Raw genomic sequence first — 21,422 nt, 5'->3', positions numbered from 1 at the left:
CAGTGCTGTCGTTCCTTCAACAACCCTCGATTCCACCCTTGCCCGAGGGAACGCGACTCGAAACATCAACCCCTCCCACCTCCCAGCAGATCAACACGTTGCTGATGTCCTGCGGGGAATCAACCCACCCTGAGGAACGCTGGGAGCTCGCCCTTCAGCGCAGCCTGTGGCAGATCAGCATCCTGGAGGAATCAACAGGGGAACTGATCGGATTTGTGCGGGCCACCAGTGATCTGGCCCTCAACGCCAATCTTTGGAACCTCGCCGCCAAACCAGGGCCGAACCAAGGGGCCCTTTTCGCCGTTCTGGTGCATCGTGCCCTGCAGATTCTGCGCCGGGATCTGCCGGGCTGCAGCCTTTCAATCTCGGCCCCTGCGGATGCACTGGAAGCTCTTAAACAGCAGGGTTTCCTGATTGATCCGAATGGCATTCGCGCCATGGGCCTCAGCCTGAGCTGAGACATTGAGTTCAAACACGAGCATGGAGGGACTCGAACCCCCGACCCTCAGAACCGGAATCTGATGCTCTATCCAACTGAGCTACATGCCCACTGATCGGCCTTAAGCCGCAGTGATATCGAGCGGCAACCGTCCCGATACAGGTACCTTACTCACTGGTCGCCCCAGCACCCATCCGGCTCCACAGGCTCCAACTGCAGGGCTTCCGGAACCACACCGTTCTGCAGCTGGAACTGACACAGCCACGCCTTTTGGTGATCGGGCCCAATGGCATTGGCAAGTCCAACCTGCTCGAGGCGGTTGAGCTGCTGGGCAGCCTGCGCTCCCATCGCTGCAGCAATGATCGCGATCTGATCCAGTGGGACGCTCCACAGGCCCTGATCCGGGCCGACGTGGGGGATGGGGATCGTCTAGAGCTGGAACTGCGCCGCCAAGGTGGCCGTCAGGCCAAACGGAACGGCAAGCTGCTGGATCGGCAGCTGGACCTGATTGGTCCGCTGCGCTGCATCGGCTTCAGCGCCCTGGATCTTGATCTGGTGCGGGGCGAACCCGCCCTACGACGCCAGTGGCTGGACCGCGTCGTGCTGCAGCTCGAACCGGTGTATGCCGATCTGATGGCACGGCTGAACCGGTTGTTGCGGCAGCGCAGCCAGCTCTGGCGCCAGCGGCAGGTCTCCAGTGGCGAACGCCATGCACTGCTCGACGCGTTTGACGTTCAGATGGCGCTGGTGAGCACCCGAATTCACCGGCGGCGGCAACGGGCCCTGCATCGGCTGGAACCGATCGCCCAACGCTGGCAGGCCCACCTCAGCGGGGGCACAGAAGCCTTGGAACTGCACTACAAACCCGGCAGCAAGCTCGACGGGGAGGATGCCGAAGAACCCTGGCGACTCGCCATCGAGGAGCAACTGCGCCAGCAGCGGGGAGAGGAGGAACGGCTCGGCAGCTGCCGCGTGGGCCCGCACCGCGATGAGATCGCCCTGCTGCTAGGGGGCAGCCCGGCACGACGGTTTGGCTCCGCAGGCCAGCAGAGGTCGCTGGTGCTGGGCCTGAAGCTCGCCGAACTGGAGCTGGTGACCCAGCTCTGTGGGGAGCCACCCCTGCTGCTTCTTGATGATGTACTCGCCGAACTGGATCCAACCCGCCAGCAGCTTCTGCTTGAGGCCGTGGGCGAATCGCATCAATGCCTGGTGAGCGCCACCCACCTCGAGGGCTTTGGCGGGGGATGGCAGCAGCAGGCCCAAATTCTCGGCGCAAGAGACCTGAGACCCGATCTGAAGATCGGATAAGGTGGCGGACCTGTTTTTCTCTCATCGCCTGATGGAGCAGACCCTCTCTGAACTGCATCCCAACCCGGGATGGGGGGCACCTGAGATTCATGCCACCGACATGGTCGGTAAACACTGCATTCTCGAGCTCTACGACTGCGATCCGAGCCGGCTCGACGACGAAGCATTCATCCGCACAACGATCACCTCAGCAGCCAAAGGCGCTGGTGCGACGCTGCTGAACCTGATCACCCATCAATTTCAACCCCAGGGCGTCACGGGCCTTGCCCTGCTGGCTGAATCCCACATTTCCATCCACACCTGGCCGGAATCCGGCTACGCCGCGGTTGATGTGTTCACCTGTGGTGACCACACCATGCCGGAACAGGCCTGCGCGATTCTCTGCAGTGAGCTTCAAGCGAAACGCCATGCGTTGAAGAGCTTTCTGCGTGAAACACCTGCGGCCATTGCCACTGGGGTGAGAGAGCCTGTGGAAACGCCAAGCCAGCTCCCCAGCTGATCCGGCCCAGGCGAAATCAGCGGCGGTTCAACTTGCCGCTGACCAGACCTTCAAGATCCAGGTTGACGGAGGTGAAGCCAAGGGAGCGAAAAGCCTCCACCAAAGGCTCGCTTTCCGCCAGCGCGAGCACAGCGCGGATCTGCTCGCTGGGCACCTCAATCCGTGCTGCCAACCCGTGGGAGCGCACACGAACGGAGCTGAATCCCCTGGCGATCAACCAGGCTTCCGCCTGACCCACCCGCTTCAACCGCTCGGCGCTGATGCTTTCGCCATAGGGAAAACGGGAGGCCAGGCAGGGCTGCGCCGGTTTGTCCCACCAGGGAAAACCAAGGGCCCTCGACAGGGCACGGATCGCTGCTTTGTCGATCGACAATTCCGCCAGGGGGGAGCGAACCCCCGCCTGTCGGGCCGCTTCAATGCCGGGCCGGTGATCACCTAGGTCATCAAGGTTGACTCCATCAATCACCAACGCGTCTCCAGCCGCCGCGGCAATGGGCTGAAGGTGCTGGTGCAGTTCACGCTTGCAGGCAAAGCAGCGATCCACGGGGTTGCTGCTGTAGTCAAGGTCGTTCAACTCGGCCGTCGCACACTCCCGATGCGGGATGCCGATCCAGGAGGCTTGATCACGGGCTTCCCGCAACAGATGCGGCGCCAGGGCCGGGGAGACACCCGTTACCGCCAGAGCGGCATCGCCATGGGCTTCGTAAGCCATCGCCGCCACCAGGGTGCTGTCGACTCCACCGGAATAGGCCACACAAAGGGCAGATTGGTCTGCCATCCACTGCCGCAGGTTCGCCAGCAGCTGCTGCTCTCGATCCGCCAAAGGCTCCTGCAACCGAAACATCAGCGGGGAAAACCAGTTGAGCTAGGTAGGCTCCAACGGTAAGAGCTGTCCCAATGCCTCGAAGCATCGGCATCGTCACCGCAGCGGACAGCCGCGAGCGCAGCCATGGACAGCTGCACATCTATGACGGCGAGGGCAAGGGCAAAAGCCAGGCAGCCCTTGGAGTTGTGCTGCGCACCATCGGCCTCGGCATATGCGAACAGCGCCAGACCAGGGTGCTGCTGTTGCGCTTTCTCAAAGGCCCCGGACGGGCCTACGACGAGGACGCAGCTATCGAGGCCCTGCAGCAGGGCTTCCCCCATCTGATCGACCATCTGCGCACCGGAAGGGCCGATCACTTCACCGCTGATGAAGCCACCCGGTTCGACCGCGACGAAGCCCAGCGGGGCTGGGTGATCGCCAAGGGCGCGATCGCCAGTGCCCTCTACTCGGTGGTGGTTCTGGACGAACTGAATCCTGTGCTCGATCTCGGCCTTCTTGACCTGGAGGACGTGGTGCGCACCCTCAGCAACCGGCCGGAGGGGATGGAAATCATCATCACCGGTCGGGCTGCACCCGCCCCGTTGGTGCGTGAGGCCGACCTCCACTCCGAGATGCGGGCCCATCGCCGTCCGGGCATGAACGACACCCGGGTGGTGCCTCTCAATGTGAGCAGCGGCATTGAGATCTACACCGGTGAAGGCAAAGGCAAATCAACCAGTGCGCTTGGGAAAGCGCTGCAGGCCATCGGGCGGGGCATCAGCCAGGACAAGAGCCATCGGGTCTTGATCCTGCAGTGGCTCAAAGGCGGCAGCGGCTACACCGAAGATGCAGCCATCGCTGCCCTTCGCGAGAGCTATCCCCATTTGGTGGACCACCTCCGCTCCGGCCGCGATGCCATCGTCTGGCGGGGCCAGCAGGAGCCGATTGACTACGTGGAAGCCGAGCGGGCCTGGGAGATCGCACGGGCCGCCATCTCCAGCGGCCTCTACAAGACCGTGATCCTCGACGAGTTGAACCCCACAGTCGACCTGGAACTACTACCCGTCGAACCGATCCTGCAGACCCTGCTGCGTAAACCGGCGGAAACCGAGGTGATCATCACGGGGCGCTGCAAGAACCCTCCGGCCTATTTCGATCTGGCCAGCATCCATTCCGAAATGGTGTGCCACAAGCACTACGCCGAACAGGGCGTCGACCTGAAGCGAGGGGTGGATTACTAACCCTCAGGTTCAGTAGCGAGGGATTGCAGGATCGACCTGCTGAGACCAGGCATCAATTCCACCGGTCACATTCGTTGCCGCGATGCCCTGCTGGGCCAACAGCTCAACGGCCCTGGCAGAGCGCCCCCCGAGCTTGCAGTGCACCAAAAGGCGCCGTCCCTCTGCCAATGCGCGAATGCGATCGATCGCCTCACCACTCTCCAGCGAAGCCAACGGCACCAAGTGGCTTCCTTCAATCGAAGCCACCTCTGCTTCAGAAGGATTGCGCACATCAACCAGCGCAATCTCGTCTGGAGCGGAGTCGAGCAGGGCCTTCAGCTCCATGACAGTGATGGCTTCCATCTCCGATGACGCCGGACGGCAGAACTGGCGGTAGTCAATCAGGCTCTCGACCTTTGGTCGGTCGGGATCAACGCGGAGGGTGAGTTCGCGAAATCGCATCGCCAAGGCGTCGACCACCAACAGCCGACCGTCCAGGCACTCACCAATACCGGTGATCAGTTTGATCGCCTCGGTGGCCTGAAGCAGACCGATCAACCCCGGCATCACACCCATCACCCCAGCATCCGAGCAAGACGGAACAGCGTCCGGGGGAGGGGGTTCCGGCAGCAGATCGCGGTAATTGGGGCTCATCGGCGTGCGGTTGAACACGCTGACCTGGCCGTCAAAGCGCTGCACGGAGCCGTAGACGAGGGGCTTGCCGAGCAACACACAGGCGTCGTTGATCAGATACCGGCTGGGGAAGTTGTCGGTGCCGTCACAGACCAGGTCATAGGCACCGATGAGATCCAAAGCATTGCCCACATCCAGCATGTGTTCATGCACCTCCACCTTGCAGTGGGGATTGAGGTCGTGGATCCGCGCTGCGGCTGAGCGGGCCTTGGAGCCGCCAACCCCGCTGGAGCTGTGGATCACCTGCCGCTGGAGATTGGACAGCTCCACCACATCTCCATCCACGATTCCAATACGACCAACCCCTGCCGCGGCCAGATACAGCAACAGAGGGGATCCCAGCCCACCGCTGCCAACACAAAGCACAGAAGCAGACTTCAACCGGAGCTGACCGGCAGCACCAACCTCGGGAAGGATCAGATGGCGGGCGTAGCGCCCCCGCTCATCAGCACTCAGCATCGCGTGGTCATGCATGGTTTTGAGTGTCCCAGAGCTGAATCGGGATTTCATCCACGCTGCGGTCCCCATGCAGCCACCAGGCCCGCAGGCCAAGCGAGGCAGAGAGGATCAACATCAGACTCTCCGCTTGTCCCAAGCGCCGATCCTGGGGCGAGGGAACGGGGGCCGACGCCGGATGGGAATGGGCCACGCCAAGACAACGTTGATGGCGGTCCCGCGCCCATCGCTGGGCTGCCAACTGCTCCCTCGGATCCACCAGAAACCTGCTGCGACGGTCGTGGACAGGCTGCTGACCGGATGCACCTCGTCCCCAGACATTGCAACAGGGCCAGGTCGTGGTCAGCCTCAAACAGCCTGAATTCGTCCGTTGTCCCAGCAGCAAGGCGCAGCCTTCTTCGGGGTGGGGCGCCAACAAAATCCGGGCCAGATCCGTGTGGCATCGGTGATCAATTTGCAGCACGGATGGCGTAGACCCCGTCGCACCGATACGCTCAGCTGAAATTGTGAAGGATTTAGTCGTTCTCATGAGTGACGCCACCACTGAAGTTAAGGATGCCGCCACAACCGTGACGACACCTCTCGAAACCCCTGAGCAGGAGGACACCACCTCCTTCGCTGAGCGCTACAGCGACGTACTGGGCAAGGTGAACGACACGCTCGATCAGGTCGACTGGAGCCAGATGGGACGCATCGGCAAGATCGTAGGCATCTTTGCTGCCGTGATCATTGCCCAGATCCTGATCAAGGGAATCCTCGACACGATCAACCTGTTGCCGATCGTTCCGGGCCTGCTGGAACTGCTCGGCGTGGTCGTGGTGGGCCAATGGAGCTGGAAGAACCTCACCACCAGCGACAAGCGCAATGCACTGGTTCAGCGTGTTCAAACCCTCCGGAAGGAGTACCTGGGCTGAGCCTCAAAGCCGCCGAGCCAGATCTTTGAGACTGGCTCGGCATTGGCTCAGATAACTCCCCCCAAACAAATTGGCGTGGTTGAGCAGGTGGTACAGGTTGTAGATCTCCACCCGACCGTCAGCGCCTGAAGCCTCGGGAATCACCTCCCGATAACCCGAGCGGAAGGCTTCACCGAAGCCGCCGAATAGCCGGGTCATGGCCAGATCAACTTCCCGATCAGCCCACCAGCTGGCGGGATCAAAAATGCTCCCCCGTCCATCGCTGAGGCTGGCAGCATTCCCACCCCAGAGATCGCCGTGTACCAACGCAGGACACGGTTGATGCTCGTTCAAGTGCTCGGCGAGGCGCAGCAACAACGGATTGAGGTCCGTTGAATCCTGCTGCAACCCATCAAGGATGTCGAGCTGCGGGCGCAGCCTGAGCTCCACGAAGGCCGATCCCCAGTCATCACGCCACCCACCGGGTTGAGTCCCAGCGCCGATGAAGCCATCCCGGTGCCAGCCGAAACGAGCTGGGCTGGAGGCCATCGACGACTGGTGCAGCAAGGCCAAACCCCGGCCAAGGGCTGTTTGGTCGCTGCCACCAAAATCCAGCCAAGGCAACAGCAGCACCGCACCGTGGGGCAGTGCTGCCAGAGCGATGGGCTGCGGCACAACCAGGAACGAGGCATCAGCTTGGGCATGCAGGGCCTCGAGGGCCTCCGCCTCCACCTCAAACAGGGGTAGGGCGCTGGCGCCACCAATTTTGGCAAACAACACCTGGCCATCACGGAGGCGAAGTTTCCAGGCCTGATGGATGCAGCCCCCACCAACAGGGGAGACGTCTGTGATCACAGCCCCCGCCAATGGCCCATCCTTCGCGGTGAGATCCCGGCGCAGTTCGCTGTTCATCCTCAGCAGGCCCCCTGTCTTGCCAGCATGGCCCGATTCTTCAGGGCGTCGTGAGCGATTCCAGCGTGATCGTGGTGGGCGGTGGGATCGCTGGCTTAACCGCAGCGGCACTCCTGGCCCGCGATGGCGTCAAGGTCACGCTGCTGGAAGCGCATCAACAACCGGGGGGATGTGCGGGAACATTCCGGCGTGGTCCATGGGTGTTCGATGTTGGGGCGACCCAGGTGGCTGGATTGGAGCCCGGAGGCAGTCATGCGCGACTGCTGAAGCATCTGGACATGCCTCTGCCCAGCGCAGAGCTTTTGGACCCAGGTTGTGTGGTCGACCTGGGCGATGGCTCCCCTCCCATTTCGCTCTGGCATGACCCGGACGCCTGGGCCGCCGAGCGTGAACGTCAATTCCCCGGCAGCCAGCGCTTCTGGAGCCTTTGCCATCAGTTGCATTCCAGCAACTGGCAGTTCGCCAGCCAGGACCCTGTGGTGACGCCGCGCTCCCTCTGGGATCTCGGCACATTGCTGCGGGCACTTCGGCCCGCAACGCTGGCATCGGGACTGTTCACAGGTCTGACCATCGCCGATCTGTTGCGGCTGTGCGGTTGCGGTGATGATCAACGGCTGCGGCGCTTTCTCGACCTCCAGCTGAAGCTGTACTCCCAGGAACCGGCCGATCGCACGGCGGCGCTGTACGGCGCAACCGTCCTGCATATGGCCCAAGCACCACTCGGGCTCTGGCATCTGGAGGGATCGATGCAGGTGTTGAGCAATCAGCTGGTGGCGGCCATTGAGCGCGACGGCGGAACGGTGCTGATGAAGCATCGGGTCACCAAGCTGCAGCCCAGCTCATCCGGTTGGCAGGTGACGATCAGCACCGGCAAGGGCACGGAACACCAACGCAGCAGCCGTGATGTGGTCTGCAGCCTGCCGCCCCAGTGCCTGCAGGAGTTGATCGAACCGGATCAACTGCCCCAGGGGTACCGCAAGCGACTGGACAACCTGCATGAACCGAGTGGTGCGCTGGTGCTCTACGGAGCGGTGCGGCGTGATGCACTGCCACATTCCTGCCCAGGCCATCTCCAGCGGGGCTGCGCATCCCCAGGGCCTCTGTTTGTCTCCATCAGCCGCGAGGGCGATGGGCGTGCGCCCCAGGGGCAGGCCACCTTGATTGCCAGCGTGTTCACCCCAACAGGTGACTGGTGCCGCTTGCCGGAGCCGGAGTACCAGCAGCGCAAAACAGAGATGCTGAACCTGATCCAAGCCGAATTGAACCGCTGGCTCTCGCTCGAAGACGACGCCTGGTTGCACGCTGAACTTGCAACACCACGGGGCTTTGCCGGCTGGACGGGTCGTCCCAACGGCATGGTCGGGGGCCTTGGACAGCATCCAAGCCGGTTCGGCCCCTTCGGCCTGGCAGGTCGAACGCCCATGCCGGGGCTTTGGCTCTGCGGCGACAGCCTCCATCCGGGCGAGGGCACAGCGGGGGTGAGCCTGTCAGCCCTCAATGCCTGCCGGCAGCTCAAGGCCGAACGGGGTCAACCCCTCAGTTTTCGGAGCTGACTTCCCCAGGTGCCCTCAAAAAATCCGGGCGCAGGGTCTGCGTTCGGCGCAGTTCCAACGCGAGCTGAGACCAGTTTTGCTGGAGCACGGCATCTTCGAGCTGCTCAAGGCTCCAGCGGTAGGCCGCCAAGCCGCGCAACACCGCATCCCTGTTGGTGGATGCCATCGCTACCCCCAGCTCAGGATTCCCTCCACCCACACGACTGGTGTCGGCAAAGCCACTGGACGCCAGCACCATGGCCAGCTGCCGGATCTCCGGATCCCGTTCATCGCCCACTGCCCGCAGCAGTGCGGCACTCACCAGCACCGGCATGTGGGAAATCAGAGCCACAGCCTGGTCGTGCTGGGACGCGGTGGCCGTCAGCCAATGGCCGCCCACGCTGACGGCCAGATCACGAACCTGGGCCAGAGCAGATGGATCTGTTGCCGCATCGGGAGTCGCGATCCAAGGGCGGCCGCGGAACAGATCCAGCACACCGGCCTCAACGCCCGCCTGAGCTGTACCTGCCATGGGGTGACTGGCCACAAAGCGCGGATGCCGCTGGCGCCAAGCCTCCAACACAGGTTGTTTGACCGAACCAACATCGGTGATCACCGCTGCTTCAGGCAGGGCCGCAATGAGCTCATCCGGTGGGTTCAGCAGCAAGGGAATAGGCAACGCCAGGATCACCAGGTCGCAATCCGAGAGGCAGCTGGGATCGGTCGACACCGCACCCACCAGCCCTCGGGCCATGGCGCGATCCGCCGTGGCCTGACGATGCACAAGGCCCTGCACCGACCAGCCCCGAGCCTGCAGATCCAGACCAAGGGATCCCCCGATCAATCCAAGGCCAACGATCCCCACACGTCCCGGTTGCAACGCCATCTCTCCCGCAGGGTCGTGAAGCCATGTTGATGGATCGATTGCCATGAACCAATCGCCAGGGGAACCCTGCTTAGGGTTTGACGATGTTGGAAGCCCAGGCCCACCACCAGATCAAAACCCTGCTTCGTCAGGAGGAATCGGACTGGCCCCACCACCTGACCCTGAGCCGGCTGGTGGCACGAAGCCTGAGGCGTCGCGACACAACACTCGTTCAGCTCCCCCCCAGCAGCAGCGAACGCTGGTGGCTCGGTCTACTGGTGCCGCTGTGTCTGGCTCCCGAAGCGGGGGCGCTGGTGCTGACGGCCCCCCAGCGCCGGCGTCTGCTCCAGCTGGAATTGCCCCGTCTCCGTAACCAGGGCCTGAGGCTCCCCTGCTGGCAGGGACCGACCCCTCCGGAGGGACCACAGCTCTGGCTGATGGATGTTGGCGAGCTGATTCAGGCCCATCGCGACGGGCACTTGGGCCAACGGCAACTGCTGATCCCGGAGATGGATCAGTTGAGCCGGCGGATGCGCAACGCTCTCACTTTGGAGATCGAGCATCAGCACTGGGATGAGCTGCGCCAGGCCTGTCCCCAGGCGGAATCCGGATTGCTGGAACTGCATGACCGGATGAGCCGGCAGATGTTCGCTGATGCCACGAGGCCCGATGGCGCCGTTCGACTCGAAGGCTCAGCCGGGCAGGCCCTGCGTGACCTGCTCCAGCTGATGCCAGCCAGCCCTGAACCGTGGAACAACCTCCGCAGCATCAACCCGGCTGAGTGGAGTCAATGGGCTGAACTGGATCACCGGCTGCTCCAGTGGCGCTGGAAGCTGGCCCCCCTCGAACCACTCCAACTGCTGCGGGGGGTTCTGCTGGATCACCCCTGCCTGATGTTCAGCAGCAATGGAGACAACGCCAGGCTTGATCTGGAATTTGAACAGGCCGGCGTTGTCCCCGACGTGCGGGCAACACTGCGGGAACGGGAGCTGAATGAACCGCTCCCCGTCTATGCCCCGCGTCGCCAGCCCCTACCGAACACCCGGATCTACGCCCAACATCTCTTGGAGGAGAGCAGAAGGCTCATCCTTGGCCAGGCTGGGCTCACCCTTGTTCTGATCAATGACGACCAGCTGCGTCGGCAACTGACCAGCTCCCTGGCTGCGGAATTCGGACGCCGTGTGGTGCATGAGTCGACAGCACCCGAAAGCAATGGCGTGGTGACCTGCAACTGGGACTGGTGGCTGGAGCATCAGGAGCAACTGCCGGCCCCAGCACAGCTGATTGTCGGCATGCTCCCCATCGCCAGCCTGGACAATCCGCTCACCTCGGCTCGGGTGGAGCGACTGAAACAGCAGGGAGAGGACTGGTTCCGCACCCTGCTGCTGCCAGAAGCTCTGAGCCTGATCCCTGCCGCCATTGCGCCGCTGCGCCGCAGCGGTGGTCGCCTGGCCATTCTCGATGGCCGCCTGCGAGGGCGCAGCTGGGGTGATCAGGTGCTGCACCGACTGGAACCTTGGATTCCATTGCAGCGACTGCTGCCGGAGTGAACAACGCTTAGCCTCCCTGCAACGCTTAGAAGTGCATGGGAGAAGCACGCCGCCGGGCTGCCCAAGGCTTACCCCCTCGTCAACCCAAAGCCAGCACCAAAGCTGTGGACACCTCCCCACGGGTCGTGTCCTGGCTTCCGCTCACCCGCAATCAGACGCAGCAGTTCATGGCGGTGACCACCCGCGGCGCCTGGATTGGAATCGGAGGGATGGTGGTGCTTTGGGTGACGGTGCGCTTCATCGGCCCAGCGGCCGGTTGGTGGACGCTTGCGGATACCCCCTGAGCAACCGGCTCAACCAACAAACGAAAACAAAAGAAAACCTTTAGACTGGGCCTCATTGGAGACTCAGTTATGTTTCCGCGCCTCGCAGAGCACTATCGATCCGTTGTTGAAGACCTGGTGATGAGCCTGCAGGCCCTCGCCAGCAGCCTTCAAAGCGCGGGCTTCACAGCCACTTGCTATTCCTGTGGCGACGGCCGCGATGGCCATGGAGCTTCTTTTGTGGCTGACATCGGCGATGGCCACATGGTGCGCTTTCTTGTCTCCGACTTCGGCATCAGCTGGGTGGAATCCCGCAACGGCCGAGAACTGGTGAAGCTGGAGGGAGCAGAAGCCATCCAGGAATTGCAGCGGATGGCTGATTTGGCCCAGGAAAGCCAGGTCCGCGCCATGCAGTCCCTGGCCCAGGCCGCCTGAGATCAGGCGGCGGCTTCCGGAGCCTTTGCCACAACGGGCTTGTCAGCAGCCGCCTTCGCAGCGGCGGCCAAAGGCCGCATGGAATTCGACTTCACCTCAGAGCCCTCCGTCAGCTTTTGACGCACCAGCGTTTCGATGGTGGCCGTTGCATCCGGGTTCTCCTCCATCCAGGTGATGGTGTTGTCGCGACCCTGACCGATGTTGTCTCCCTCGTAGCTGTACCAGGCGCCCTTACGGACAACAACGCCTGTCTCTTCGGCGAGATCCAGCAGACAACCCAAGGTGCTGATGCCGCGGCCAAAGAGAATGTCGAATTCGGCAATGCGGAAGGGTGGCGCCACCTTGTTTTTCGCCACTTTCACCTTGGCCCTGATGCCGAATTCCTCTGTTCCCTTCTTGAGGGTCTGAATCCGACGGATGTCGAGGCGAACCGAGGCATAGAACTTGAGCGCGTTGCCTCCAGTGGTGGTCTCTGGATTGCCGTAGGTCACACCAATCTTGAGACGCAGCTGGTTGAGGAAGATGACGGTGCAACCCGACTTGCCGATGTTGCCGGTGATCTTCCGCATCGCCTGACTCATCAGACGCGCCTGGGCGCCAACCGCCAGATCTCCCATCTCACCTTCGATCTCAGCGCGGGGGGTGAGGGCAGCCACCGAGTCGACAACGACCAGATCCACCGCCGCCGATCGCACCAGTTGATCAACGATCTCCAGCGCCATCTCGCCGGTGTCGGGCTGAGAGACCAGCAGGTTCTCCACATCAACGCCCAGCGAAGCGGCATAAACGGGATCCAGAGCATGCTCCGCATCCACGAAGGCCGCCACACCACCACGCTTCTGCACTTCAGCGATCGCGTGCAGCGTGAGCGTGGTTTTACCGGAACTTTCCGGGCCGTAGATCTCCACCACGCGGCCCTTCGGGTATCCACCACCCAAAGCGAGATCAAGGGTCAGCGCACCGGTGGAAATCGTCTCCACCCGCATGCGGGAGGCATCGCCCAGCCGCATGATCGATCCCTTGCCGAAGTTGCGCTCGATCTGACCCAGCACCAGATTCAGCGCCTTGTCCCTCTCGCCGGAGGAACGGGGATCGGAAGCTCCGGATTTCATATCTGCAGGCATGAAAAGGACCTGAAACTAAGGAACGAGAGATCCAATGCCACAGAAGCGCCGAATCGTCTCAAGTAGTACAAGCGTACCGTAACGAATCAGGGCCATTGCGCCAGGGGGGCCCGAAAGCGATCCGGATGGAGCAACGCAATCCCAGGCGGAAGACCGCTCTGATCCTGCGGGCGAAGATAGCCCCAACTCACCAGAAAACAGGGCAACTTTTCTAACCCTGGGGTTGAGCGCACCGCCTCCAGCGTCGCCCGGCGGTCTTCCACGAAGCCACACAGCCTTCGCTGCTGCTGAAGCTGAAGCAGCACCTGAGGCTTGGCGCCAGCCTCACGGCCATCCAGGCGCCAAGGATGCAGGCCAAGGCTGTTCAGCAGTTCAGCTGTGAAGGCCTGGGTTTTGGTGGTCAGAACGGACCAGTCCACCCCCTCAGCCTCCAACTGCTGCAGCCGCTCCACCAGACCGGGGAAAGGTCGATGCAGCGCCAACCAAGCCGAACGGTTCTGCTGAACGGCTTGATCTCTGGCGTCATCGAGGGCCGCCTGCAGCTGCTCCGGCCGCCATCCACGCCGTTGCAGTGCCGAAGCCTGCGCCTCCCCATAGGAGTCCAGCCAATCCTGAAGCTTCAGCACCGGCAGCTCCGCGGCCAGCAGAACCATCTCCCAACCGTGATGCACCCACGGCCGCAGCTGACGGAAGGCGTCAGGGACCTGATCAGGCGTCAAGCCCTCTGGAGCAGCCTCAAGGCGACGACAGGCATGCCAAGCACTCCACCAGTACTCCGCCATGCCATCAACGATGACCCCGTCGAAGTCGAAGACCAGGAGGGGGCGATCATTCATGGACAAAAACTGGGCCGCTAGGATTCGAACCTAGGAATGGCGGGACCAAAACCCGCTGCCTTACCACTTGGCGACGGCCCATTAATCCGTTTGAACCGCGACCTGCGGATCACCGGAGTACACATAGTTACCCACAGCAGCCAACCCTTCGTCAATCCACCGGGCGAACCAACCGACGGTCGATCAGCGGGGGAAAACCCTTAGGCGCGACATTTCAGCCTCACCGAAGACATCACTGCGCAGTCTGTAACGGCGCACAAGGTCGGCCTGCATCCGGAGAACACGCTCACTGCGGGGCAGCAACTCCACTGGCCTGCCTTGCGGCATCACCACCTGTTCCACCGCAAGCCGGCATTCCTCGAGAGCGGCCAATTCATCATCTTGAGACGCCCGATCTGGCGGAGTGACCTCTGCGGCTGTTTCGGTGGCCTGACGGCGCAGAAGACGTGCCATGGCACGGGTCACCTGGGGCAGGGTGTCGGACTTGATCACCAAGATCGGGATCCCCAGATCCCTGACCTGACGGCGCAGTGATGGTTGACGACTGAGGCCCAGCCGAACGCTCAACACCACATCAGCCTCACTCAAGTCCTCCACAACCCGCGCCTTCCAACCGTGGGAACGGATGGCCTCCTCCACAACACGAGGTGGAACCCCGCAACAGAGAACCTGCAGATGCTCGGCGCTGGTCTCCGGCGGAGGTGGTTCCTCTGCCGCACTGGCCCCTCGGGCACTGGCTGCAGGCATGGGCACGGGAGCGGAAACCGGCTGATCCGCAAACGACCGTTGAGACGGAGGCCGCAGCAAACCGGAAGCCTGAGGCGGGTCCACCAACTGAACGCCCCCCTCAGGCGTCAGCTCGCGCTCCTGAACCCTTGGCTTCAGGCCCCGGAGCAGTTGATCCACGGTGGCGGCAACGTCGGTGTGAACGGCCCAGCGCTGCCGGCTGTGCATTTCAACCGCCACCGGAAACGTTGGTTCGGCGGCGCGCTCCAACACCGTTTTCTGACTGCGCCGCCGCCGGGCCTCCTCATCCCCGAGGGTGACCGCCTGAATGCCCCCCACCAGATCGCTGAGGGTGGGGTTCTTGATCAGGTTGGCCAAAGCATTGCCGTGGGCTGTGGCGACGAGAACCACACCACGTTCAGCGATGGTGCGCGCGGCCTGCGCCTCCAGCTCCGTGCCGATCTCATCGATCACGATGACTTCGGGCATGTGGTTTTCCACCGCCTCGATCATGGTTTGGTGCTGCAGCTCAGGCCTGGCCACCTGCATGCGGCGGGCCCGACCAATCGCGGGGTGGGGGATGTCGCCATCACCGGCGATCTCATTGCTCGTGTCGATCACAACAACGCGCCGCTCCAGCTCATCGGCAAGCACCCTGGCGATCTCGCGCAACGCCGTTGTCTTGCCAACACCCGGGCGCCCCATCAACAACAGGGACTGCCCTCCATCCAGGAGGTCCCGCACCATGGCAACGGTGCCGAACACGGCTCGGCCCACCCGGCAGGTCAAACCGACCACCTCACCCTGACGGTTGCGAATCGCACTGATCCGGTGAAGCGTTCGTTCAATTCCCGCCCGGTTGTCGCCACCGAACTGACCGAGCCTGGCCACCACAGCCGTTAGATCCTGGCGGGACAAAGGCGTGGAACCCAACGCCAGGGCACGGCCCGGATAACGAGCTTCTGGAACCCGACCCAGATCGAGCACCACCTCAAGCAACTGCTCTCGCGCTTCTTCCGGCCGCAACTGCTCCTGCACCGCATCCGGCAGGAGCTCGAGAAGGCGATCCAGATCGTCGGTGACCCGTTGCGTGCCCATGGGATCTGCGCGTTTCAGCCTTCTAGCAAGAGCGCTGCAGCCATGGCGCAACCAATGGACGCGCGAGGGAGAGGGCACGCTTCCAACCCTCGGGCCATTGCCACAGGGCAAGGCCACGGGTTTGCGCCTCATCCAGCACAGGCATCAGCAAGCGACGGGCCACACCACCAAAGGCGATGCCAGCCGGCCGCTCCGTCGGACGCAGGAACTCCAGCGTTGCGGCGTTGGTACCACCGGCCAGCTGCAGCGGGCCCGGCGGGGCCAGACTTCGCATGGCACGCCAGAGCTGAACTGCAGCCCGCGCGGTGCCAGCCCCCACATCACCGCTCATCGGACGCCCATCCAGCTGCCAGAGGGGTCTGTAACCGGCTTGCCGCAGGCGGGAGTAGCGACGCCAAAGCAAATCAGCCAACTGATCGGCCTTCACGCCGTGGCCCTCCAAGCCGGAGCTCACAGCCAAGCGCCGCAAGGGAACCTTGTGCTGCTGAAGGCTTTGGATCAGCGTTGCGAAGCCCTCGTCATGCCCAGATGCGGTGTGAATCTCCACAGCATCGGGCTGAATCGATTGGAGCAGGGAGATCACCTGTTCGGGCGCCAAGCGGTGGTCGCGCTCCTCAATCAGCCCATGGGGGCAAGCCGGCAGGCAGCGGCCGCAGCCATAACAACGCTGCTGGTCGATGCCAGCAGCGGGCGGAATCGCTGACGCCGGACAAATCCTTTCGCAGGGCCGCGGACAGTCCACAGGGCAGCGGCCAGGATCGAACCAGGCCTTGCGGAAGTGAGCATCGGTGCCATCGCTGAGGCTCACCATCAGCCAGGGGCGACGCCCTGTTTGCGCCTCAGCCCAGTCCAGGCCGCGACGCGCTGCCAGGGCAACCGCTGGATCGGCCGCCACATCAACGCAATGAACACCAACAGCCGCAAAGACTGCGGTCAGGTCGGCAATGGCCGGCAGATCCTGGTTGCTTGCTCCACAGATCAGCTTGACCCAGCGGCCCTGAACGAGGGCGTCGTCAGGCGTCAGACCTTCAGATATGTGGTCATCGGTTCCCACTGCAGGCTGCGAGCACCACCCATCTCCACGATGATGCGCAAACGCGGTTCGCGCTTGCAGAGATCGCAGAGCGAAAGAAGTTCGGAGCGCGAGAGCACCTGGCCTTCCAGCAGCCAGAGAGCCACGGGAGCATCACCTTCAAACAGGTCGCCGAGCTGGGGAGCCACCTCCTGCACTTCTCCCACAGCAGCACCACGACCAACACTTTGATGGCCGAGATGGGGCGGACGAATGCCGTGCTTCTGGGTGAGAAACACCTCCGGATCACCAAGACCACGGGCCGAAGTCATGCGGGTGCTGTAACCGGCGCCGCGCAGACGTCTTAATAGACGGGTTTCTGCACCGCCTTCGAGCGGAGCCTGCACCGCCAGACAGCCATTGGCTTCGAGATCACGGCGAAATGCCTGACCGGTGAGAAGCAGAGGCATGGCAGCTACAGGGATTGGAGGAGATTCTGGCAGCAGGCAGAGGGATCAGGGGAGAGGGAAGGTCGGTGTTGTAGGTTCGATGTTTGTTCTGTGTTTCTGTGCCCGTCCGCTAGCCGGGCCTCCAGTCGGCAGAACAGATTCGACGATTGCGTCGAATCCCCAGGCCAGTACGGAAGCTTTCTTCGGAGATCTCCGTCGGGAAACTGCAACAGCACATCGTGCAGATGCAAGTCCCAGCCTCGCTGAATCGTTCGCTAGCCCATTCGAATCCACTCCTTCGGGAGTTCCGCTTCGAACCACGTCTGCGTCCAATCGATCAGCACCTGACCCCATGCGGTTCTCCGCCTGGTGGTTGTCCACGCTGGCGCTTCCTCCCCATCCATGTCCATCGGCATCCTCGGGAAGAAGCTGGGTATGTCCCAGTTCTTCGACGAGCAGGGCAGAGCTGTTCCGGTCACCTTGATCGAAGCCGGCCCCTGCCGCATCACCCAACTCAAAAACGACGACACTGACGGTTATTCCGCAGTGCAGATCGGCTTTGGCGAAACCCGCGAGAAGCTGATCAACAAGCCCGCCCAGGGTCACCTCAACAAATCCGGTGAGGGCCTTCTTCGTCATCTGCGCGAATACCGCGTCGAGAGCGTTGAAGGTCTCGAACTCGGTGGCGCCATCACCGTCGGCGATTTCGAAGCCGGCCAAAAGGTGGACGTCAGCGGTGACACCGTCGGCCGCGGCTTCGCTGGCTACCAGAAGCGCCACGGCTTCAGCCGGGGTCCGATGACCCACGGTTCGAAGAACCACCGCGAGCCCGGTTCGACCGGTGCCGGTACGACCCCGGGCCGCATCTATCCCGGAAAGCGGATGGCCGGTCGCTACGGCGGCAAGAAAATCACCACCCGCGGCCTGACCATCCTCAAGGTGGACAGCGAGCACAACCTGCTGGTGGTGAAGGGATCCGTGCCCGGCAAGCCTGGTGCGCTGCTCAACATCCGCCCGGCCTTGCGCGTGGGCGCCAAGCCCGCCAAAGGAGGTAAGTGATGGCCAGTTGTGTCGTTCGTGATTGGCAGGGCAAGGAAGCCGGCAAGGCAACCCTGGACCTGAAGGTGGCCAAAGAGACCACCGCCGTTGACCTGATGCATCGGGCCGTTCTGCGTCAGCAGGCCCATGCACGCCAAGGAACCGCCAGCACCCTCACCCGCTCAGAAGTGCGCGGTGGTGGTCGCAAGCCCTACAAGCAGAAAGGAACTGGTCGGGCCCGTCAGGGATCGATCCGCACTCCTCTGAAACCCGGCGGCGGCATCATCTTTGGACCCAAGCCCCGCACGTACAACCTTGCGATGAACCGCAAGGAGCGTCGTCTGGCCCTGCGCACCGCGCTGATGGCCCGCATTGACGATGTGACCGTCGTGAAGGACTTCGGTGCTTCGCTGGAGGCCCCCAAGACCCGTGAGATCACAGATGCTCTGGGTCGCCTCGGTGTTGCTGCCGGCTCCAAGGTGCTCATCGTTCTGACAAACCCCTCCGATGTTGTGCGCCGTTCCGTGCGCAACCTGGAGAAAGTCAAGTTGATCTCCGCAGATCAGCTGAACGTCTTCGACCTGCTCCACGCCAATGCTCTGGTGCTGGGCGAGGAAGCTCTCGCAACCATCCAGGAGGTCTACGGCGATGACTGAACGTTTCCAAGGACGCCTGGCGGATGTGATCCGCCGTCCCCTGATCACCGAGAAGGCCACCCGCGCCCTCGAAATCAACCAGTACACCTTCGAGGTGGACCACCGCGCCGCAAAGCCCGACATCAAGGCCGCCATTGAGCAGCTCTTCGATGTGAAGGTCACCGGCATCAGCACCATGAATCCTCCGCGACGCTCCCGTCGCATGGGTCGCTTCGCCGGCAAACGTGCCCAGGTGAAGAAAGCCGTGGTGCGCCTGGCGGAGGGCAACTCGATCCAACTCTTCCCTGAGTCCTGAGGGGTCTGAATCGTCATGGCAATCCGTAATTTCCGCCCCTACACCCCCGGTACCCGCACCCGGGTGGTCACTGATTTCAGTGAGATCACCAGCCGCAAGCCGGAGCGGACCCTGGTGGTGGCCAAACACCGCCGCAAGGGCCGCAACAACCGCGGTGTGATCACCTGCCGCCACCGCGGTGGTGGCCACAAGCGCCTCTATCGCGTGGTGGATTTCCGTCGCAACAAGCACGGTGTCCCCGCCAAGGTGGCCGCGATTCACTACGACCCGCACCGCAACGCGCGTCTGGCACTGCTCTTCTACGCCGATGGCGAGAAGCGCTACATCCTTGCTCCTGCAGGAGTTCAGGTGGGCCAGACCGTAGTCTCCGGCCCTGATGCCCCGATCGAAAACGGCAATGCCATGCCGTTGTCCTCGGTGCCCCTCGGTTCGGCGGTTCACTGCGTTGAGCTCTACGCCGGTCGTGGTGGCCAGATGGTCCGTACCGCCGGTGCCAGTGCCCAGGTGATGGCGAAAGAAGGCGACTACGTCGCTCTGAAGCTGCCCTCCACCGAGGTTCGCCTGGTTCGCCGCGAGTGCTACGCCACCCTCGGCGAGGTCGGTAACTCCGAGATGCGCAACACCAGCCTGGGTAAGGCCGGTCGTCGCCGCTGGCTCGGTCGCCGTCCTCAGGTTCGAGGCAGTGTGATGAACCCCTGCGATCACCCCCACGGTGGTGGTGAGGGTCGTGCACCGATCGGCCGTTCCGGCCCGGTGACCCCCTGGGGCAAACCCGCCCTCGGTCTCAAGACCCGCAAGCGGAACAAACCCAGCAACCAATACGTGCTCCGGAAGCGTCGCAAGACCTCCAAGCGGAGCCGTGGCGGACGCGATTCCTGATGCAAACCATCACTTATCCGCTTGCTTAAACCGTTATGGGACGTTCACTCAAAAAAGGTCCGTTTATTGCCGACAGCCTGCTTCGCAAGGTTGAAAAGCAGAACGACAACGACGACAAGTCTGTGATCAAGACCTGGTCACGGGCCTCCACGATCCTGCCGATGATGATCGGCCACACGATCGCGGTTCACAACGGCCGCACCCATGTGCCGGTGTTCATCACCGAGCAGATGGTGGGCCACAAGCTGGGAGAGTTCGCTCCCACCCGCACCTTCAAGGGCCACATCAGAGACAAGAAAGGAGGCCGCTAAACCATGACATCGTCAACCCAAACGGCACCCACCGCCCAGGCTCACGGTCGCTTCATCCGAGGCTCCGTGTCGAAGGTGCGCCGTGTGCTCGACCAAATCCGTGGCCGCACCTATCGCGACGCGCTGATCATGCTCGAGTTCATGCCCTACCGCTCCACCGGCCCGATCACCAAGGTGCTCCGGTCTGCGGTGGCCAACGCTGAGCACAACCTCGGTCTCGACCCCTCATCTCTGGTGATCTCGAGCGCGACCGCTGACATGGGCCCCTCCATGAAGCGCTATCGCCCCCGCGCCCAGGGCCGGGCTTACCAGATCAAGAAACAGACCTGCCACATCAGCATTGCTGTGGCGGCTCAGACCGATTCCTGACCCCCGAGGACTCTGACCCAATGGGACACAAAATCAACCCAACCGGTCTGCGCCTGGGGATCACCCAGGAACACCGGTCACGCTGGTACGCCTCCAGCAAGAACTATCCGGCCCTCCTCCAGGAGGACGACCGGATTCGCAAGTTCATCCACAAGAAGTACGGCTCCGCCGGCATCAGCGATGTGCTGATCGCCCGTAAGGCCGATCAACTGGAAGTTGAACTCAAGACCGCACGCCCCGGCGTGCTGGTCGGCCGTCAAGGCAGCGGCATCGAAGAGCTTCGCTCCGGCATTCAGAAGACCGTCGGCGACACCAGTCGTCAGGTGCGGATCAATGTTGTCGAGGTCGAACGCGTCGACGGTGATGCCTTCCTCCTTGCCGAGTACATCGCCCAGCAGCTGGAGAAGCGTGTGGCCTTCCGCCGCACCATTCGCATGGCTGTGCAGCGCGCTCAGCGTGCCGGCGTTCTGGGTCTGAAGATCCAGGTGTCCGGTCGCCTGAACGGTGCTGAGATCGCCCGGACGGAATGGACCCGCGAGGGTCGGGTGCCCCTTCACACCCTGCGTGCCGACATCGACTACGCCACCAAGGTGGCCAGCACGACCTACGGCGTGCTCGGCATCAAGGTTTGGGTGTTCAAGGGCGAAGTGCTGAGCGAACAGGCTCAGCCCATGCCGGTGGGTGCCGCCCCCCGGCGCCGGGCCAGCCGTCGGCCCCAACAGTTCGAAGACCGCTCAAACGAGGGTTGAACAGGAGGCC

The 21,422-nt window shown here is 62.9% G+C and carries 26 protein-coding genes and 2 tRNA genes; 16 read left to right on the top strand and 12 right to left on the bottom strand.

The window, feature by feature from the left end:
- Positions 1 to 2 precede the first annotated feature (2 nt).
- On the top strand, positions 3 to 458 hold the full coding sequence (locus tag SynM161_RS01920) for an N-acetyltransferase (RefSeq protein ID WP_186541818.1): 456 nt from the start codon (positions 3 to 5) through the stop codon (positions 456 to 458).
- 17 nt (positions 459 to 475) lie between these two features.
- Here the strand turns inward: SynM161_RS01920 and SynM161_RS01915 are convergent.
- Positions 476 to 549, bottom strand: a tRNA-Arg gene (locus tag SynM161_RS01915).
- Between the two features lie 103 nt (positions 550 to 652).
- Here SynM161_RS01915 and recF point away from each other — a divergent pair.
- On the top strand, positions 653 to 1,747 hold the full coding sequence (gene recF, locus SynM161_RS01910; protein ID WP_244272457.1) for a DNA replication/repair protein RecF: 1,095 nt from the start codon (positions 653 to 655) through the stop codon (positions 1,745 to 1,747).
- Between the two features lie 31 nt (positions 1,748 to 1,778).
- Complete coding sequence (gene speD / locus SynM161_RS01905) at positions 1,779 to 2,246, top strand: adenosylmethionine decarboxylase (protein WP_115010551.1); 468 nt, start codon at positions 1,779 to 1,781, stop codon at positions 2,244 to 2,246.
- A gap of 16 nt (positions 2,247 to 2,262) precedes the next feature.
- On the opposite strand, the gene larE is transcribed toward speD, so the two are convergent.
- On the bottom strand, positions 2,263 to 3,090 hold the full coding sequence (gene larE, locus SynM161_RS01900) for an ATP-dependent sacrificial sulfur transferase LarE (RefSeq protein ID WP_186541817.1): 828 nt from the start codon (positions 3,088 to 3,090) through the stop codon (positions 2,263 to 2,265).
- A gap of 53 nt (positions 3,091 to 3,143) precedes the next feature.
- Between larE and SynM161_RS01895 the strand changes: the two genes are divergently transcribed.
- The gene (locus tag SynM161_RS01895; RefSeq protein WP_186541816.1) at positions 3,144 to 4,292 is read left to right on the top strand and encodes a cob(I)yrinic acid a,c-diamide adenosyltransferase; all 1,149 of its coding nucleotides are present in this window, start codon (positions 3,144 to 3,146) and stop codon (positions 4,290 to 4,292) included.
- A 9-nt stretch (positions 4,293 to 4,301) separates the two neighbouring features.
- Here the strand turns inward: SynM161_RS01895 and moeB are convergent, their stop codons facing one another.
- Positions 4,302 to 5,438, bottom strand: a complete 1,137-nt coding sequence (moeB, locus tag SynM161_RS01890) for a molybdopterin-synthase adenylyltransferase MoeB (RefSeq protein ID WP_186541815.1) — start codon at positions 5,436 to 5,438, stop codon at positions 4,302 to 4,304.
- Positions 5,431 to 5,949, bottom strand: a complete 519-nt coding sequence (locus SynM161_RS01885; RefSeq protein WP_186541814.1) for a M67 family metallopeptidase — start codon at positions 5,947 to 5,949, stop codon at positions 5,431 to 5,433. The genes moeB and SynM161_RS01885 overlap by 8 nt, the downstream gene beginning before the upstream one ends.
- Between SynM161_RS01885 and SynM161_RS01880 the strand changes: the two genes are divergently transcribed.
- Positions 5,948 to 6,334 (top strand): CAAD domain-containing protein, encoded by a 387-nt coding sequence (locus tag SynM161_RS01880; RefSeq protein WP_114987298.1) that lies wholly within the window; start codon positions 5,948 to 5,950, stop codon positions 6,332 to 6,334. The two genes, SynM161_RS01885 and SynM161_RS01880, sit on opposite strands and share 2 nt — an antisense overlap.
- Positions 6,335 to 6,337: 3 nt before the next feature.
- Here SynM161_RS01880 and SynM161_RS01875 read toward each other — a convergent pair whose 3' ends face one another.
- Complete coding sequence (locus tag SynM161_RS01875) at positions 6,338 to 7,225, bottom strand: fructosamine kinase family protein (protein WP_186541813.1); 888 nt, start codon at positions 7,223 to 7,225, stop codon at positions 6,338 to 6,340.
- A gap of 50 nt (positions 7,226 to 7,275) precedes the next feature.
- Between SynM161_RS01875 and crtD the strand changes: the two genes are divergently transcribed.
- Positions 7,276 to 8,778: a C-3',4' desaturase CrtD gene (gene crtD / locus SynM161_RS01870; protein ID WP_186541812.1), complete on the top strand. Its 1,503-nt coding sequence runs from the start codon at positions 7,276 to 7,278 to the stop codon at positions 8,776 to 8,778.
- Here crtD and SynM161_RS01865 read toward each other — a convergent pair.
- Entirely contained in the window at positions 8,762 to 9,643 is an 882-nt protein-coding gene (locus SynM161_RS01865) for a prephenate/arogenate dehydrogenase (protein WP_186541811.1), read from the bottom strand. The genes crtD and SynM161_RS01865 overlap by 17 nt on opposite strands.
- A gap of 83 nt (positions 9,644 to 9,726) precedes the next feature.
- Between SynM161_RS01865 and SynM161_RS01860 the strand changes: the two genes are divergently transcribed.
- The 3 genes from SynM161_RS01860 to SynM161_RS01850 all read left to right on the top strand — a co-directional run bounded on the left by SynM161_RS01860 (position 9,727) and on the right by SynM161_RS01850 (position 11,870).
- The gene (locus SynM161_RS01860; protein WP_186542357.1) at positions 9,727 to 11,172 is read left to right on the top strand and encodes a helicase; all 1,446 of its coding nucleotides are present in this window, start codon (positions 9,727 to 9,729) and stop codon (positions 11,170 to 11,172) included.
- A 35-nt stretch (positions 11,173 to 11,207) separates the two neighbouring features.
- Complete coding sequence (locus tag SynM161_RS01855) at positions 11,208 to 11,456, top strand: DUF2839 domain-containing protein (RefSeq protein WP_115010475.1); 249 nt, start codon at positions 11,208 to 11,210, stop codon at positions 11,454 to 11,456.
- 69 nt (positions 11,457 to 11,525) lie between these two features.
- Positions 11,526 to 11,870, top strand: a complete 345-nt coding sequence (locus SynM161_RS01850) for a DUF1815 family protein (protein ID WP_186541810.1) — start codon at positions 11,526 to 11,528, stop codon at positions 11,868 to 11,870.
- 2 nt (positions 11,871 to 11,872) lie between these two features.
- Here the strand turns inward: SynM161_RS01850 and recA are convergent, their stop codons facing one another.
- The 6 genes from recA to SynM161_RS01820 form a co-directional block, all read right to left on the bottom strand.
- Complete coding sequence (gene recA, locus SynM161_RS01845) at positions 11,873 to 12,994, bottom strand: recombinase RecA (RefSeq protein ID WP_115132346.1); 1,122 nt, start codon at positions 12,992 to 12,994, stop codon at positions 11,873 to 11,875.
- Between the two features lie 86 nt (positions 12,995 to 13,080).
- Entirely contained in the window at positions 13,081 to 13,830 is a 750-nt protein-coding gene (locus tag SynM161_RS01840) for an HAD family hydrolase (RefSeq protein ID WP_186541809.1), read from the bottom strand.
- Positions 13,831 to 13,839: 9 nt separating this feature from the next.
- A tRNA-Gln gene (locus SynM161_RS01835) sits at positions 13,840 to 13,911 on the bottom strand.
- Between the two features lie 102 nt (positions 13,912 to 14,013).
- Positions 14,014 to 15,654 (bottom strand): AAA family ATPase, encoded by a 1,641-nt coding sequence (locus SynM161_RS01830; RefSeq protein ID WP_186541808.1) that lies wholly within the window; start codon positions 15,652 to 15,654, stop codon positions 14,014 to 14,016.
- A gap of 22 nt (positions 15,655 to 15,676) precedes the next feature.
- Entirely contained in the window at positions 15,677 to 16,708 is a 1,032-nt protein-coding gene (locus SynM161_RS01825) for an LdpA C-terminal domain-containing domain (protein ID WP_186541807.1), read from the bottom strand.
- On the bottom strand, positions 16,675 to 17,136 hold the full coding sequence (locus SynM161_RS01820) for an NAD(P)H-quinone oxidoreductase subunit N (RefSeq protein WP_115010549.1): 462 nt from the start codon (positions 17,134 to 17,136) through the stop codon (positions 16,675 to 16,677). Before SynM161_RS01820 ends, SynM161_RS01825 begins: the two co-directional genes overlap by 34 nt.
- A gap of 381 nt (positions 17,137 to 17,517) precedes the next feature.
- Here SynM161_RS01820 and rplC point away from each other — a divergent pair, with 381 nt between their 5' ends.
- Genes rplC through rpsC form a run of 7 tightly spaced genes read left to right on the top strand, consistent with a single transcriptional unit; the run spans position 17,518 to position 21,412 of the window.
- Positions 17,518 to 18,174 (top strand): 50S ribosomal protein L3, encoded by a 657-nt coding sequence (gene rplC, locus SynM161_RS01815; protein ID WP_186541806.1) that lies wholly within the window; start codon positions 17,518 to 17,520, stop codon positions 18,172 to 18,174.
- Positions 18,174 to 18,809, top strand: coding sequence for a 50S ribosomal protein L4 (gene rplD, locus SynM161_RS01810; protein WP_114987276.1), 636 nt, complete (start codon positions 18,174 to 18,176; stop codon positions 18,807 to 18,809). The genes rplC and rplD overlap by 1 nt, the downstream gene beginning before the upstream one ends.
- Positions 18,802 to 19,104: a 50S ribosomal protein L23 gene (locus tag SynM161_RS01805; RefSeq protein ID WP_006850625.1), complete on the top strand. Its 303-nt coding sequence runs from the start codon at positions 18,802 to 18,804 to the stop codon at positions 19,102 to 19,104. The genes rplD and SynM161_RS01805 overlap by 8 nt, the downstream gene beginning before the upstream one ends.
- A 15-nt stretch (positions 19,105 to 19,119) precedes the next feature.
- Complete coding sequence (gene rplB, locus SynM161_RS01800) at positions 19,120 to 19,983, top strand: 50S ribosomal protein L2 (protein WP_006851794.1); 864 nt, start codon at positions 19,120 to 19,122, stop codon at positions 19,981 to 19,983.
- A gap of 35 nt (positions 19,984 to 20,018) precedes the next feature.
- Positions 20,019 to 20,294, top strand: coding sequence for a 30S ribosomal protein S19 (gene rpsS / locus SynM161_RS01795; protein ID WP_006849645.1), 276 nt, complete (start codon positions 20,019 to 20,021; stop codon positions 20,292 to 20,294).
- 3 nt (positions 20,295 to 20,297) lie between these two features.
- Positions 20,298 to 20,663 carry a 50S ribosomal protein L22 gene (gene rplV / locus SynM161_RS01790; protein WP_114987273.1) on the top strand — a complete coding sequence of 122 codons (366 nt, stop codon included), beginning with the start codon at positions 20,298 to 20,300 and terminating at the stop codon, positions 20,661 to 20,663.
- Between the two features lie 20 nt (positions 20,664 to 20,683).
- Positions 20,684 to 21,412, top strand: a complete 729-nt coding sequence (gene rpsC / locus SynM161_RS01785) for a 30S ribosomal protein S3 (protein ID WP_186541805.1) — start codon at positions 20,684 to 20,686, stop codon at positions 21,410 to 21,412.
- Positions 21,413 to 21,422 lie beyond the last annotated feature (10 nt).

The organism is Synechococcus sp. M16.1, from assembly GCF_014279895.1.
GTDB lineage: Bacteria > Cyanobacteriota > Cyanobacteriia > PCC-6307 > Cyanobiaceae > Parasynechococcus.
Note: the sequence above shows the minus strand (reverse complement) of the source record. Positions and strands in the feature narration are given on the sequence as shown.

What these genes read in the sequence shown, in the direction of transcription:
- SynM161_RS01865 (WP_186541811.1), bottom strand. Translation starts at nt 9,643, where the DNA reads ATGGCGTTGCAACCGGGACGTGTGGGGATCGTTGGCCTTGGATTGATC.
- rplV (WP_114987273.1), top strand. Translation starts at nt 20,298, where the DNA reads ATGACATCGTCAACCCAAACGGCACCCACCGCCCAGGCTCACGGTCGC.
- SynM161_RS01895 (WP_186541816.1), top strand. Translation starts at nt 3,144, where the DNA reads ATGCCTCGAAGCATCGGCATCGTCACCGCAGCGGACAGCCGCGAGCGC.
- rplB (WP_006851794.1), top strand. Translation starts at nt 19,120, where the DNA reads ATGGCAATCCGTAATTTCCGCCCCTACACCCCCGGTACCCGCACCCGG.
- larE (WP_186541817.1), bottom strand. Translation starts at nt 3,090, where the DNA reads ATGTTTCGGTTGCAGGAGCCTTTGGCGGATCGAGAGCAGCAGCTGCTG.
- speD (WP_115010551.1), top strand. Translation starts at nt 1,779, where the DNA reads ATGGAGCAGACCCTCTCTGAACTGCATCCCAACCCGGGATGGGGGGCA.
- SynM161_RS01855 (WP_115010475.1), top strand. Translation starts at nt 11,208, where the DNA reads ATGGGAGAAGCACGCCGCCGGGCTGCCCAAGGCTTACCCCCTCGTCAA.
- moeB (WP_186541815.1), bottom strand. Translation starts at nt 5,438, where the DNA reads ATGCATGACCACGCGATGCTGAGTGCTGATGAGCGGGGGCGCTACGCC.
- SynM161_RS01820 (WP_115010549.1), bottom strand. Translation starts at nt 17,136, where the DNA reads ATGCCTCTGCTTCTCACCGGTCAGGCATTTCGCCGTGATCTCGAAGCC.
- SynM161_RS01875 (WP_186541813.1), bottom strand. Translation starts at nt 7,225, where the DNA reads ATGAACAGCGAACTGCGCCGGGATCTCACCGCGAAGGATGGGCCATTG.
- SynM161_RS01850 (WP_186541810.1), top strand. Translation starts at nt 11,526, where the DNA reads ATGTTTCCGCGCCTCGCAGAGCACTATCGATCCGTTGTTGAAGACCTG.
- SynM161_RS01830 (WP_186541808.1), bottom strand. Translation starts at nt 15,654, where the DNA reads ATGGGCACGCAACGGGTCACCGACGATCTGGATCGCCTTCTCGAGCTC.
- rpsS (WP_006849645.1), top strand. Translation starts at nt 20,019, where the DNA reads ATGGGACGTTCACTCAAAAAAGGTCCGTTTATTGCCGACAGCCTGCTT.
- rpsC (WP_186541805.1), top strand. Translation starts at nt 20,684, where the DNA reads ATGGGACACAAAATCAACCCAACCGGTCTGCGCCTGGGGATCACCCAG.
- rplC (WP_186541806.1), top strand. Translation starts at nt 17,518, where the DNA reads ATGTCCATCGGCATCCTCGGGAAGAAGCTGGGTATGTCCCAGTTCTTC.
- SynM161_RS01860 (WP_186542357.1), top strand. Translation starts at nt 9,727, where the DNA reads ATGTTGGAAGCCCAGGCCCACCACCAGATCAAAACCCTGCTTCGTCAG.
- rplD (WP_114987276.1), top strand. Translation starts at nt 18,174, where the DNA reads ATGGCCAGTTGTGTCGTTCGTGATTGGCAGGGCAAGGAAGCCGGCAAG.
- SynM161_RS01885 (WP_186541814.1), bottom strand. Translation starts at nt 5,949, where the DNA reads ATGAGAACGACTAAATCCTTCACAATTTCAGCTGAGCGTATCGGTGCG.
- SynM161_RS01805 (WP_006850625.1), top strand. Translation starts at nt 18,802, where the DNA reads ATGACTGAACGTTTCCAAGGACGCCTGGCGGATGTGATCCGCCGTCCC.
- recA (WP_115132346.1), bottom strand. Translation starts at nt 12,994, where the DNA reads ATGCCTGCAGATATGAAATCCGGAGCTTCCGATCCCCGTTCCTCCGGC.
- SynM161_RS01840 (WP_186541809.1), bottom strand. Translation starts at nt 13,830, where the DNA reads ATGAATGATCGCCCCCTCCTGGTCTTCGACTTCGACGGGGTCATCGTT.
- SynM161_RS01880 (WP_114987298.1), top strand. Translation starts at nt 5,948, where the DNA reads ATGAGTGACGCCACCACTGAAGTTAAGGATGCCGCCACAACCGTGACG.